Origin of the sequence: Streptomyces mexicanus (genome assembly GCF_902506575.1) — a bacterium.
GTDB classification, from domain to species: Bacteria; Actinomycetota; Actinomycetes; order Streptomycetales; family Streptomycetaceae; genus Streptomyces; species Streptomyces mexicanus.
Window position 1 is genome coordinate 1589405 of record NZ_LR732544.1, and the last position, 12910, is coordinate 1602314.

Consider the following 12910-nt stretch of genomic DNA (forward strand, 5'->3'; position numbering starts at 1 on the left):
CGGGGGCGGGGCCGGGGGCGGGGGGGGGGGTGGGGGGGGGGGGCCCGGCGCCCGGGGGGGTCCGGGTTCGCGCGGGCCAGGGGCCGCCGGGGCGTCCGGCCGGACCGCGGGTCGCGGGCCGGGTGGGCGCCCGGCCGGATTGTCGGACCCGTGGTCCACCATGGGCGCATGACCGAATCGATCAGGACCGGACCGACCAGGATCCCCGCCCCGGAGGGGGTGGCCCCCGCCACGCAGTACTCCCATGTCGTCATGGCCAGCGGCCGCCTCGTCGCGGTCTCCGGCCAGCTCCCCCTGGACGAGAACGGCGAACTCGTCGGCGCGGGAGATCCGGCCGCGCAGGCCCGCCAGGTGTTCGAGAACCTCCGGCGCTGCCTGGCCGCCGCCGGGGCGGACTTCACCGACGTCGTCAAACTCACCTATTTCGTCACGGACATGGCGCACATGCCGGCGATCCGCACGGCCCGCGCCGCGCACCTGCCCGACGACCGTCTCCCGGCGTCCTCTGCGGTCCAGGTCGCCGCGCTGGTGCGGCCGGAGTTCCTGATGGAGATCGAGGCACTGGCCGTGGTGCCCGCCTGAGACACCGGCCGGCCCCGTCCCCGCTGCCGCGGGATGCCGACCGGTCCCGCCACCGCCGCCACGGGACACGCCCCGCCCCGCCACCACTGGCACGATGTGGACCGGCCCCGTCAACCGCCGCCACGGGACGCGAAACCTCACCGCCGCCGCGGGACGCGGAGCCTCACCGCTGCCGCGGGACGCGAAACCTCACCGCTGCCGCGGGATGCGGGCCAGGGCCCGTACCGCCGCCTCGGCGAGGGCGGGGTGGGCCAGGGCCTCGTTCAGGACGGGGCGGGCCCGGGCGTCGCCCAGGGCGCCCAGGCCCTCCACGCAGGCCAGGGCCACGCGGCGGTAGGGGTCGTGGGGGCGCAGGCGGCGCTGCAGGGTGGTGATCAGGGCGGGCACGGACTCCGGGGCGCGCAGCTCCACCAGCAGGCGCACCGGGTGCAGCGCGTAGGCGACGCGCAGTTCGTTGGTGGCCAGGGCGGCGGCCGCGCGGGCGGTGCGGGGGTCGCCCAGGCGGGCCAGGGCGTAGGCGGCGGAGACGCAGCGCTGCGCATCGCGGTGGTTCAGCAGCAGCACCAGCGACTCGAAGGCCCGCCGGTCGCCCGCCAGCCCCAGCCGCACGGCGGCCAACTCCCTGGCCCACAGCGGCTGCCCGGGAGCCGTGAGCACCTCGGCCAGCTCGTCCGGGCTGTCGGTGGCCAGCAGATGCTCGCAGGCGGCCGACCCACCCGACTCCTGCCGTACGCGCTCCGTGAGTGATCGCAACTCTTCGTCCACGAAACCAGCCTAGGGTGAGACCGGCGTCACCGGGAGCGATTCTTCCGCGAGGGGTGGCGCGCTCGTTACCCGCCGGTTAAGCTCAGACGAGCGAGCCCACCCGCTCGCATCCCCTCGCGGTGGCCTGGTGACGCAGCCGCCGCGAGCGCCGTCGGTTCGGTGCCCCGGGGCGTCCCGGGACCGCACGGACCGCAGTACGACCCGGCTTCGGGACAGAGCCGGTCGGTCTTTCGCCGCTGCCCGGGCGTGTGCGCGCCCGCGGGCTCCGGCACCGGGCGTGTGCGCCTGCAGCCCGGTCACACCCGCATCTCTCTCCGCGCCGGTACGCCCCCGGGCGTACCGGACCGCGCTCCCAGTCGTCACCCCTCATTCCTGGAGTCCCGCGATGGCCACTCCCCTCTCCGACACCCCTCTGTCCCCGCTGAAGACGGTCGCCGTCGTCGGCCTGGGCACCATGGGCACCGGCATCACCGAAGTCCTCGCCAAGGCCGGCCGCGAGGTCGTCGGCATCGACGTCAGCGAGGTGGCGGCCGCCCGGTCCGTCGCCGCGCTGGAGTCCTCCACCGCCCGCGCCGTCGAGCGCGGCCGGCTCACCGAGCGGGAGCGCGCGGACGTCCTCGCCCGGGTGCGCACCTCCACCGACCTGGCCGCCGCGGCCGACGCCGATCTGGTCATCGAGGTGGCACCGGAGTCGTACGAGGTCAAGCAGCAGATCTTCCGGGAGCTGGACGGCATCGTGCGCCCGGAGACGATCCGGGCGACCGGCACGAACGCGCTGTCCGTGACCCGCCTGGCCGCCGATTCCGCCCGCCCCGAGCGGGTGCTCGGCCTGCACTTCTTCAACCCGGCGCCGGCGATGAAGCTGGTCGAGGTCGTCTCCTCGGTGCTGACCGCCCCGCAGGCCGTGGCCGCGGTCACCGACCTGGCGCTGGAGCTGGGCAAGGAGCCGGTCGCGGTCGGCGACCGGCCGGGTTTCGTCGCCGACGGGCTGCTGTTCGGCTACCTCAACCAGGCCGCCGCGATGTACGAGGCGAAGTACGCCTCCCGGGAGGACATCGACGCCGCGATGCGGCTCGGCTGCGGGTTGCCGATGGGCCCGCTGGCGCTGCTCGACCTGATCGGCATCGACACCGCGCGCACCGTCCTGGAGGCCATGTACGCCGCCTCCCGGGACCGCCTGCACGCTCCCGCGCCGATCCTCAAGCAGCTCAGCGAGGCGGGCCTGACCGGCCGCAAGGCGGGCCGCGGCTTCTACACCTACGCGGCGCCCGGCAGCGGCACCGTGGTGCGGGACGCGCTGACCCCGCCGGACGACGACACCCTCGCCCCCGGCCGCCCGGTCCGCTCCGTCGGCGTGGCCGGCTCGGGCACCATGGCCTCCGGGATCGCGGAGGTGTTCGCCAAGGCCGGGTTCGAGGTGGTGCTCGCCGCGCGCAGCCCTCAGAAGGCGGAGGCCGCCAAGGCCCGTATCGGGAAGTCGCTGTCGCGCTCCGTCGACAAGGGGCGGCTGAGCGGGCAGGCCGCCGCGCAGGCCCTGGACCGGATCACGGCGACCGGCAGCTACGACGACTTCGCGGACGTGGACCTCGCCGTGGAGGCCGTCGCCGAGGACCTGGCGGTCAAGCAGCAGCTGTTCGGCATGCTGGACAAGGTGTGCAAGCCGGGCGCGGTGCTGGCCACCACCACCTCCTCGCTGCCCGTGGTCGCCTGCGCCCGCGCCACCTCGCGCCCGCAGGACGTGATCGGCATGCACTTCTTCAACCCGGCGCCCGCGATGAAGCTGGTCGAGGTGGTGCGCACGGTGCTGACCACCGACGACGTCCACGCCACGGTCCGCGAGGTGTGCGGCAGGATCGGCAAGCACCCCGTGGACTGCGGCGACCGGGCCGGGTTCATCGTCAACGCCCTGCTGTTCCCGTACCTGAACAACGCGGTGAAGATGGTCCAGGAGCACTACGCCTCCCTGGACGACATCGACGCGGCGATGAAGCTCGGCGGCGGGTACCCGATGGGCCCCTTCGAGCTGCTGGACGTGGTCGGGCTGGACGTGTCGCTGGCCATCGAGAAGGTCCTGCACCGGGAGTTCCGCGACCCGGGGCTGGCGCCGGCGCCGCTGCTGGAGCATCTGGTGGCCGCGGGCTGCCTCGGCCGCAAGACGGGCCGCGGCTTCCGCGAATATGCCCGGCGCTGACCGGCGCGACGAGCCGCCCCGGCCCGGGCTCGGGCCGGGGCGGGAACCCGGGCACGCACCGGGGCGGGAGTGGGGCGGCCTGCTCGATCCGGCGGACGCCGCTCCGCCCTCCGGGGCGGGTACGGGCCGGGGACCTGCGCATCGCACCGCCCGTATGCAGTACGTTCGGGTCATGCCCCAGCCCGCGATGTCCTCACGCACCTCCGCCACACCCGACGCGCCGGAGAGCGCCGCCGGCTCCCGCGCGGCCGCCCAGCGGCTGAAAATGCGCCGGGAGTTGGCCGCCGCCGCGATGGAGCTGTTCGCGACGAAGGGCTACGAGGCGACCACGGTCGACGAGATCGCCGCGGCGGCCGGGGTCGCCCGCCGCACCTTCTTCCGCCACTTCCGCTCCAAGGAAGAGGCGATCTTCCCCGACCACGACGACACCCTGGTGCGCGCGGAGGCGGTGCTGAACGCGGCACCCGCGCACGAGCACCCGCTGGACACGGTGTGCCGGGGCATCAAGGAAGTGATGAAGATGTACGCGGCGCGGCCGGACATCTCGGTCGCCCGGTACAAACTGACCCGCGAGGTGCCCACCCTGCGCGAGGCGGAGATCGCCTCGGTGGCCCGCTACGAGCGGCTGTTCACGCGCTACCTGCTGGGCCACTTCGACGAGCACGCCCACGCCGACGACGCCAACGACGACCCGCTGCTGGCGGAGGTCGCCGCCTCGGCCGTGGTCACCGCGCACAACCACGTGCTGCGGCGCTGGCTGCGGGCCGGCGGCCAGGGCGACCTGGAGGCGCAGCTGGACCACGCCTTCGCCATCGTGCGCAAGACGTTCGGCACCGGGATCGGCGCCGGCCGCGGCACGGGCGGCGCCGGCGGGGCGGCGTCCCGGCCGTCCGGCGCGTCCGCCACGCCCGCCGCCCCGGCCGCCCCGGCCGCGACCGCGTCCCGGCAGGGCGAGGGGCTGATCACCGTGGCCCGCACCGACGCGCCGCTGGAGGAGGTCATGCGGACCATCGAGGAGGCGCTGAAGGACCGCTGAGCGCCCTCGTCGGCTTTTCGGCCGACCGCGCCGCACAGGGAACGGCCACCCCACCGGGTGGCCGTTTTGGCATGTCAGGGCCACTTTCGGCCCGGATGGTACACCGCATTCGATCGATCATCGCTCATCTGTCGGGTAAAGATTTCGTCTGAGCGCCTTTTCTGGCACTCAGTGCCTTGTCAGCTGACACGCGGTGTCATACGTTGAAGGGGTCCGGGCGACCGGCGAGCGGCGACCACACCGCGCGCCGGCTGTCCCGGCGGACCCTTGGGCCCGCACGCCCGGACGCCTGCGTCACAGGCACCCTCTCGCGCCACAAAGCGCTGCCGCGCACCACCCGCCGCACCGCCGGCACCCGGCCGAACCGACGGCACCCCACCGAAAACCCTCAGCAGCACCGACGTATCCCCCGCGCCCCTCCCTCAGGGCGCTCATCGCCGGAGGCAACACCGTGACCGTGAAGGACATCCTGGACGCGATCCAGTCGCAGGACGCCACGTCCGCCGACTTCGCCGCTCTGCCGCTGCCCGAGTCGTACCGCGCGATCACCGTGCACAAGGACGAGACGGAGATGTTCGCGGGCATGGCGACCCGCGACAAGGACCCGCGCAAGTCGATCCACCTCGACGAGGTTCCCGTGCCCGAGCTGGGCCCGGGCGAGGCCCTGGTGGCCGTCATGGCCTCCTCGGTGAACTACAACTCGGTGTGGACCTCGATCTTCGAGCCGGTGTCGACCTTCGCCTTCCTCGAGCGCTACGGCAAGCTCTCGCCGCTCACCAAGCGGCACGACCTGCCGTACCACATCATCGGCTCCGACCTGGCCGGCGTCGTCCTGCGCACCGGCCCGGGCGTCAACGCCTGGAAGCCCGGCGACGAGGTCGTCGCCCACTGCCTCAGCGTCGAACTCGAGTCCCCCGACGGCCACGACGACACGATGCTCGACCCCGAGCAGCGCATCTGGGGCTTCGAGACCAACTTCGGCGGCCTCGCGGAGATCGCGCTCGTGAAGTCCAACCAGCTCATGCCCAAGCCGGCCCACCTGACCTGGGAGGAGGCCGCCGCCCCCGGCCTGGTGAACTCCACCGCCTACCGGCAGCTCGTCTCCCGCAACGGCGCCGCCATGAAGCAGGGCGACAACGTCCTGATCTGGGGCGCGAGCGGCGGCCTGGGCTCGTACGCCACGCAGTTCGCGCTCGCGGGCGGCGCCAACCCGATCTGTGTCGTGTCCTCGCCCCAGAAGGCGGAGATCTGCCGCTCGATGGGCGCCGAGGCGATCATCGACCGCAACGCCGAGGGCTACAAGTTCTGGAAGGACGAGCACACCCAGGACCCCAAGGAGTGGAAGCGCTTCGGCAAGCGCATCCGCGAGCTCACCGGCGGCGAGGACATCGACATCGTCTTCGAGCACCCCGGCCGCGAGACCTTCGGCGCCTCCGTCTACGTCACCCGCAAGGGCGGCACCATCACCACCTGCGCCTCCACCTCGGGCTACATGCACGAGTACGACAACCGCTATCTGTGGATGTCGCTGAAGCGGATCATCGGCTCCCACTTCGCCAACTACCGCGAGGCGTACGAGGCCAACCGCCTGATCGCCAAGGGCAAGATCCATCCGACCCTGTCCAAGGTCTACGCCCTCGAGGACACCGGCCAGGCGGCGTACGACGTCCACCGCAACCTGCACCAGGGCAAGGTCGGCGTGCTGTGCCTCGCCCCCGAGGAGGGCCTGGGCGTGCGCGACCACGAGATGCGCGCCCGGCACATCGACGCCATCAACCGCTTCCGCAACGTCTGAGAGGCGCAGATGACCGAGCGTCAGCCTTCGGGCAGCCGGAGGGAAAAGGACCGTCCGTGGCTCATGCGGACGTACGCCGGCCACTCCACGGCCGAGGCGTCCAACGAGCTGTACCGCCGCAACCTCGCCAAGGGCCAGACCGGTCTGTCGGTGGCGTTCGACCTGCCCACCCAGACCGGCTACGACCCCGACCACGTCCTCGCCCGCGGCGAGGTCGGCCGGGTCGGGGTGCCGGTGGCGCACCTGGGGGACATGCGCAGGCTGTTCCAGGACATCCCGCTGGAGCAGATGAACACCTCGATGACCATCAACGCCACGGCGATGTGGCTGCTGGCGCTCTACCAGGTCGTCGCCGAGGAGCAGGGCGCCGACATCAGCAAGCTCCAGGGGACCACGCAGAACGACATCGTCAAGGAGTACCTGTCCCGGGGCACGCACGTGTTCCCGCCCGGACCGTCGCTGCGCCTGACCACGGACATGATCGCGTACACGGTCGCGCACATGCCGAAGTGGAACCCGATCAACATCTGCAGCTACCACCTGCAGGAGGCCGGGGCCACGCCGGTGCAGGAGATCGCGTACGCGATGTCCACCGCGATCGCCGTGCTCGACGCGGTGCGCGACTCCGGCCAGGTGCCCCAGGAGCGCATGGGCGACGTGGTGGGCCGCATCTCCTTCTTCGTCAACGCCGGCGTCCGCTTCGTCGAGGAGATGTGCAAGATGCGCGCCTTCGGCCGCATCTGGGACCGCATCACCCGCGAGCGGTACGGCATCGAGAACCCCAAGCACCGCCGCTTCCGCTACGGCGTCCAGGTCAACTCCCTCGGCCTGACCGAGGCCCAGCCGGAGAACAACGTCCAGCGGATCGTCCTGGAGATGCTGGCCGTCACCCTCTCCAAGGACGCCCGCGCCCGCGCCGTGCAGCTGCCCGCCTGGAACGAGGCGCTCGGCCTGCCCCGGCCCTGGGACCAGCAGTGGTCGCTGCGCATCCAGCAGGTGCTCGCCTACGAGTCCGACCTGCTGGAGTACGACGACATCTTCGAGGGCTCGAAGGTGATCGAGGCGAAGGTGGACGAACTGGTCGAGGCGGCGCTCGCCGAGATCGACCACATCCAGCAGATGGGCGGCGCGCTGGCCGCCGTGGAGTCCGGCTACCTGAAGTCCCAGCTGGTCGCCTCCCACGCCGAGCGCCGCGCGCGTATCGAGTCCGGTCAAGAGAAGATCGTGGGCGTCAACATCTTCGAGTCGACCGAGCCCAATCCGCTCACCGCCGACCTGGACACCGCGATCCAGACGGTGGACCCCGAGGTCGAGGCCCGGGTCGTGAAGTCCCTGCGGCACTGGCGCGACACCCGCTACCAGCCGCCGTTCAACCATCCCCGCCCGTGCAAGGCGCTGGAGCGGCTGAAGGAGGCGGCCAAGGGCACCGAGAACCTCATGGAGGCCACCTTGGAGTGTGCCCGCGCCGGCGTGACGACCGGCGAGTGGGCCGGGGCGCTGCGCGAGGTGTTCGGCGAGTTCCGCGCCCCGACGGGCGTGTCGTCGGCGCCCGTGGCCGTCGCCGCGCAGGACGGCTCGCTCCTGGCCGACGTGCGCCGCAAGGTAGAGCTGACGGCGCGTGAGCTGGGCGTGGGCAAGCTGCGCTTCCTGGTCGGCAAGCCCGGCCTGGACGGGCACTCCAACGGCGCCGAGCAGATCGCCGTGCGGGCCCGCGACGCCGGCTTCGAGGTGGTCTACCAGGGCATCCGGCTGACACCGGAGCAGATCGTGGACGCCGCGCTCGCCGAGGACGTGCACGCGGTCGGCCTGTCGGTCCTCTCCGGCTCGCACGCCCAGCTGGTTCCGGACGTGCTGGAACGCCTCCGTGTGGCCGGTGCCACAGATATACCGGTGATCGCAGGTGGCATCATCCCCAGCGGTGACGCCGCACAGCTGCGTGCCGCCGGAGTGGCCGCCGTCTTCACCCCGAAGGACTTCGACATCACCGGCATCATCGGCCGCATCGTCGACGAGATCCGGACCGCGAACAAGCTCGACCCCCTGGAGGTCCCCGCATGACCGCCCATCCGTCGCCCACCGCCGCTCCTGCAACGGGCGGCTCCGCCGCACACCCCTCTTTCGACCGCCTGCGCCCGCGTCGCTCGTGTCTGGCCGTGCCGGGCTCGAACCCCCGCTTCCTGGAGAAGGCCCAGGGCCTGCCCGCCGATCAGGTGTTCCTGGACCTGGAGGACGCGTGCGCCCCGCTGGCCAAGCCCGACGCGCGGCACACCATCGTCAAGTTCCTCAACGAGGGCGACTGGACGGGCAAGACCAGGGTGGTCCGGGTCAACGACTGGACGACCGAGTGGACGTACCGGGATGTCGTCACGGTCGTCGAGGGGGCCGGCCAGAACCTCGACTGCATCATGCTGCCGAAGGTGCAGGACGCGCAGCAGATCGTCGCTCTTGATCTGCTGCTGACGCAGATCGAGAAGACGATGGGCTTCGAGGTGGGCCGCATCGGCATCGAGGCGCAGATCGAGAACGCCCAGGGTCTCAACAACGTCAATGCGATCGCGTCCGCCAGTCCACGCATCGAGACGATCATCTTCGGCCCGGCCGACTTCATGGCGTCGATCAACATGAAGTCCCTCGTCGTGGGCGAGCAGCCGCCCGGCTACCCGGCGGACGCCTACCACTACATCCTGATGAAGATCCTGATGGCCGCCCGGGCCAACAACCTGCAGGCGATCGACGGCCCGTACCTGCAGATCCGCAACGTGGACGGCTTCCGCGAGGTCGCCGGCCGCGCCGCCGCGCTCGGCTTCGACGGCAAGTGGGTGCTCCACCCGGGCCAGGTCGAGGCCGCCAACGAGGTCTTCTCGCCCTCCCAGGAGGACTACGACCACGCCGAGCTGATCCTGGACGCGTACGACTACTACACGTCCGAGGCGGGCGGCAAGAAGGGCTCGGCGATGCTCGGCGACGAGATGATCGACGAGGCCAGCCGCAAGATGGCCCTGGTCATCGCGGGCAAGGGGCGTGCCGCCGGCATGCGGCGCACCAGCACGTTCGAGATCCCGGAGGCGTGAGCGCGATGCAGTTCGGACGTACCTACGAGGAGTTCGAGGTCGGGGCGGTGTACAAGCACTGGCCGGGCAAGACGGTCACGGAGTACGACGACCACCTGTTCTGCCTCCTCACCATGAACCACCACCCGCTCCACCTGGACGCGCACTACGCCGGGGAGACGACGGACTTCGGCAAGAACGTGGTGGTCGGGAACTACATCTACTCCCTGCTGCTCGGCATGAGCGTGCCGGACGTCTCCGGCAAGGCGATCGCCAATCTGGAGATCGAGTCGCTCAGGCATGTGGCGCCCACCTTCCACGGCGACACCATCTACGGCGAGACGACCGTGCTGGACAAGTGGCCGTCGAAGTCGAAGAACGACCGCGGCATCGTCCACGTCGAGACCAAGGGCTACAAGCAGGACGGCACCCTGGTGTGCGTCTTCCGCCGCAAGGTCATGGTGCCCACCGAGACGTACATCAAGGAGCGCGGCGGCGAGCAGCCGGGCCGCCCGCCCGTCTCCCACCACCACCCTCAAACGACGCCCCTGCGGGGCGCCCCCTCCGGTCCGGAGCCGAAGCAGCAGGAGAAGTAGACATGGCCCGTCTCGCCCAGACCGCCGGTCTGACCGACGTCCAGCAGGAGATCGTCTCCACCGTCCGTGACTTTGTCGACAAGGAGATCATCCCGGTCGCGACCGAGCTGGAGCACCGCGACGAGTATCCGCAAGCGATCGTGGACGGCCTGAAGGAGCTGGGCCTGTTCGGTCTGATGATCCCCGAGGAGTACGGGGGTCTGGGCGAGTCCCTGCTGACGTACGCGCTGTGCGTGGAGGAGATCGCCCGGGGCTGGATGTCGGTGTCCGGCATCATCAACACCCACTTCATCGTCGCGTACATGCTCAAGCAGCACGGGACGCAGGAGCAGAAGGACTACTTCCTGCCGAAGATGGCCCTCGGCGACATCCGCGGCGCCTTCTCGATGTCGGAGCCGGCGCTGGGCTCGGACGTGTCCGCGATCACCTCCAAGGCGGTCAGGGACGGCGACGAGTACGTGCTGTCCGGCCAGAAGATGTGGCTGACCAACGGCGGCACGTCGTCCCTGGTGGCGGTGCTCGTGCGCACCGACGAGGGGCATCCCGAGGGCACCGCCCCGCACAAGTCCATGACGACCTTCCTGGTGGAGAAGGAGCCCGGGTTCGGCGAGGTCCGCCCCGGCCTCACCATCCCCGGCAAGATCGAGAAGATGGGCTACAAGGGTGTCGACACCACCGAGCTGATCATGGACGGGCTGCGGGTGCCGGCCGACCGGATCCTCGGCGGCACGACCGGACGCGGCTTCTACCAGATGATGGACGGCGTCGAGGTCGGCCGGGTGAACGTGGCCGCCCGCGGCTGCGGTGTCGCCCAGCGCGCCTTCGAGCTGGGTGTGCGCTACGCCCAGCAGCGACACACCTTCGGCAAGCCGATCGCCCAGCACCAGGCCATTCAGTTCAAACTGGCGGAAATGGCCACGAAGGTCGAGGCCGCGCATGCGATGATGGTCAATGCCGCCCGGAAGAAGGACTCCGGGCAGCGCAACGACCTGGAGGCCGGCATGGCGAAATACCTGGCCTCCGAGTACTGCAAGGAGGTCGTGGAGGACGCGTTCCGCATCCACGGCGGTTACGGGTTCTCCAAGGAGTACGAGATCGAGCGCCTCTACCGGGAGGCCCCGATGCTGCTCATCGGTGAAGGGACCGCCGAGATCCAGAAAATGATCATCGGGCGGCGACTGCTCGAAGAGTATCGATTCCAGGGCTGATTGTCCGGGTACGGGGTGTTTTCTTCGAGAAGAAGATCACACCCCGTCAGCGGTCTTCGGCCGCCGACTCGGCTTCCCGGCTTACCCAGTTGTGGCCCTTAACCGCTACGATCGCGGAAAGCCGCCGTCCCCCGCCGAAAGCGCGGCATTCATCCGCTACGAAGGTCATCCATGCCCCACAGCCAAACCTCTGCACCTCGCGACAGCCTGGCCGGCGTACGCCTCGCGCGCGGAGCATCGCCGTGGCTTCTGCCGACCGTCGCCACCGCAGCCGTCAGCCTGGCCCGCGCCCGCCGCTCGGGTGCCGCCAAGGCCCTCGCCGCCCCCGCCACCGCGCTCGCGGCGGGGATGCTGTGGTTCTTCCGCGACCCCGAGCGCGAGATCGCCCAGGGCCGGGTCATCTCGCCCGCCGACGGTGTGGTGCAGAGCATCATGCCGTGGAAGGACGGCCGCACCCGCGTCGCGATCTTCATGAGCCCGCTGAACGTCCACGTCAACCGGGCTCCGCTGGCCGGCACGGTCACCTCGGTCGAACACGTACCCGGCGGTTTCGTTCCCGCTTTCAACAAGGAGAGCGAGAACAACGAGCGCGTCGTCTGGCACTTCGACACCGAGCTGGGCGACATCGAGATGGTCCAGATCGCCGGTGCGGTGGCCCGCCGCATCGTCCCCTACATCCCGTCGGGCACCAAGGTCGAGCAGGGCCAGCGGATCGGGCTGATCCGCTTCGGCTCGCGTGTCGACCTCTACCTGCCCGAGGGCGTGGAGGTGGACGTCGAGGTCGGTCAGAAGACCGTGGCAGGGGTGACGCGCCTTGACCGTGATTGATCCGAACACCCAGACCGGCTGGGTGCCCGAGGCCGACGACGTGGACGACGAGGAGGAGATGCCCCTCTCGCTGCGCCTGTCGATAGCGGACACCCTCACCCTGGGCAACGCCACGTGCGGCTTCATGGCGGTGTACTTCACCACCACCGGCATCCTGATCCCGCACCTGGCGGGCAACGACTCGGGAGGCATGGCCCGGCACAGCGCCGCCACGGCGGTCATCCTGATGCTGTGCGCGGCCGTGTTCGACCTGTTCGACGGCCTGGTCGCCCGGAAGCTGCGCTCCTCCCCCATGGGCGCGGAGCTGGACAACCTCTCCGACCTGATCAGCTTCGGCCTGGCCCCGGCGTATTTCGTCCTGGTCTACGGCATGGTCGCCGACGACGCCCACCAGCGGATGGCCGCGCTCGGCGCGATCGTGGTGCTGCTGGCGGTGGTGCTCCGGCTGGCCAGATTCTCCTGCGTGACCATGAAGGACGGCATGTTCCAGGGCATGCCCTCGCCCTTCGGTGCGCTGACGGTCGTGTCGATCGTGCTGCTGGAGCTGCCCTTCGTGGCGACGCTGCTGGCCATCCTGGGCACGGCGTGGCTGATGGTCAGCCGGGTGGAGTACCCGAAGCCGCGGGGCCGGCTCGCCGGGGCGATGCTCTCCTGGATCGTGCTGTCCATGGGCCTGCTCGCCGCCTGGGCCTTCGACGCTCCCAGCGGCCAGCTGCTGCTGCAGACCGGCTGCGCGCTTCAGCTGGTCATGGGCGCGGTGATCCCGCTGTTCGCCACGGCCCGCCGGGTGAACAACTTCCGCGACAACCGGCGCGAGGCGCGCGCGGCCCAGCTGCCGTAGCCCGCTCAGGCACCTGAC

11 protein-coding genes are annotated in these 12910 nt (G+C 70.9%); 10 read left to right on the top strand and 1 reads right to left on the bottom strand.

All coding sequences use genetic code 11. The annotated features are described in order from the left end of the window. Positions 1 to 168 precede the first annotated feature (168 nt). Positions 169 to 582 carry a RidA family protein gene (locus GV126_RS07155; protein ID WP_159663706.1) on the top strand — a complete coding sequence of 138 codons (414 nt, stop codon included), beginning with the start codon at positions 169 to 171 and terminating at the stop codon, positions 580 to 582. 189 nt (positions 583 to 771) lie between these two features. On the opposite strand, the gene GV126_RS07160 is transcribed toward GV126_RS07155, so the two are convergent. Beyond that, positions 772 to 1347, bottom strand: a complete 576-nt coding sequence (locus GV126_RS07160; protein ID WP_159663708.1) for an adenylosuccinate lyase — start codon at positions 1345 to 1347, stop codon at positions 772 to 774. Between the two features lie 385 nt (positions 1348 to 1732). On the opposite strand from GV126_RS07160, the gene GV126_RS07165 reads away from it, so the two are divergent. From GV126_RS07165 to pssA, 9 genes are all read left to right on the top strand, one after another. Beyond that, a complete protein-coding gene (locus tag GV126_RS07165) occupies positions 1733 to 3538 on the top strand; it encodes a 3-hydroxyacyl-CoA dehydrogenase family protein (RefSeq protein WP_159663710.1) in 1806 nt (601 codons plus the stop codon). A gap of 172 nt (positions 3539 to 3710) precedes the next feature. Further along, positions 3711 to 4574, top strand: a complete 864-nt coding sequence (locus GV126_RS07170; RefSeq protein WP_236569911.1) for a TetR family transcriptional regulator — start codon at positions 3711 to 3713, stop codon at positions 4572 to 4574. Between the two features lie 457 nt (positions 4575 to 5031). Beyond that, on the top strand, positions 5032 to 6369 hold the full coding sequence (ccrA, locus tag GV126_RS07175) for a crotonyl-CoA carboxylase/reductase (protein ID WP_185947256.1): 1338 nt from the start codon (positions 5032 to 5034) through the stop codon (positions 6367 to 6369). A 9-nt stretch (positions 6370 to 6378) separates the two neighbouring features. Beyond that, positions 6379 to 8427: a protein meaA gene (locus GV126_RS07180; RefSeq protein WP_159663714.1), complete on the top strand. Its 2049-nt coding sequence runs from the start codon at positions 6379 to 6381 to the stop codon at positions 8425 to 8427. Beyond that, on the top strand, positions 8424 to 9440 hold the full coding sequence (locus GV126_RS07185) for an HpcH/HpaI aldolase/citrate lyase family protein (RefSeq protein WP_236569912.1): 1017 nt from the start codon (positions 8424 to 8426) through the stop codon (positions 9438 to 9440). Before GV126_RS07180 ends, GV126_RS07185 begins: the two co-directional genes overlap by 4 nt. Before the next feature lie 5 nt (positions 9441 to 9445). Next, positions 9446 to 10015: a MaoC family dehydratase gene (locus GV126_RS07190; RefSeq protein WP_159663716.1), complete on the top strand. Its 570-nt coding sequence runs from the start codon at positions 9446 to 9448 to the stop codon at positions 10013 to 10015. A gap of 2 nt (positions 10016 to 10017) precedes the next feature. Continuing rightward, complete coding sequence (locus GV126_RS07195; protein WP_159663718.1) at positions 10018 to 11223, top strand: acyl-CoA dehydrogenase family protein; 1206 nt, start codon at positions 10018 to 10020, stop codon at positions 11221 to 11223. 171 nt (positions 11224 to 11394) lie between these two features. Then, the gene (locus GV126_RS07200) at positions 11395 to 12051 is read left to right on the top strand and encodes a phosphatidylserine decarboxylase (protein WP_159663720.1); all 657 of its coding nucleotides are present in this window, start codon (positions 11395 to 11397) and stop codon (positions 12049 to 12051) included. Positions 12052 to 12073: 22 nt separating this feature from the next. After that, positions 12074 to 12892, top strand: a complete 819-nt coding sequence (pssA, locus tag GV126_RS07205) for a CDP-diacylglycerol--serine O-phosphatidyltransferase (protein ID WP_159673417.1) — start codon at positions 12074 to 12076, stop codon at positions 12890 to 12892. Positions 12893 to 12910: the final 18 nt, after the last annotated feature.

Coding starts and splice junctions, on each gene's coding strand:
- GV126_RS07185 (WP_236569912.1), top strand. CDS start 8,424: ATGACCGCCCATCCGTCGCCCACCGCCGCTCCTGCAACGGGCGGCTCC.
- GV126_RS07170 (WP_236569911.1), top strand. CDS start 3,711: ATGCCCCAGCCCGCGATGTCCTCACGCACCTCCGCCACACCCGACGCG.
- GV126_RS07200 (WP_159663720.1), top strand. CDS start 11,395: ATGCCCCACAGCCAAACCTCTGCACCTCGCGACAGCCTGGCCGGCGTA.
- GV126_RS07165 (WP_159663710.1), top strand. CDS start 1,733: ATGGCCACTCCCCTCTCCGACACCCCTCTGTCCCCGCTGAAGACGGTC.
- GV126_RS07190 (WP_159663716.1), top strand. CDS start 9,446: ATGCAGTTCGGACGTACCTACGAGGAGTTCGAGGTCGGGGCGGTGTAC.
- GV126_RS07155 (WP_159663706.1), top strand. CDS start 169: ATGACCGAATCGATCAGGACCGGACCGACCAGGATCCCCGCCCCGGAG.
- GV126_RS07195 (WP_159663718.1), top strand. CDS start 10,018: ATGGCCCGTCTCGCCCAGACCGCCGGTCTGACCGACGTCCAGCAGGAG.
- GV126_RS07180 (WP_159663714.1), top strand. CDS start 6,379: ATGACCGAGCGTCAGCCTTCGGGCAGCCGGAGGGAAAAGGACCGTCCG.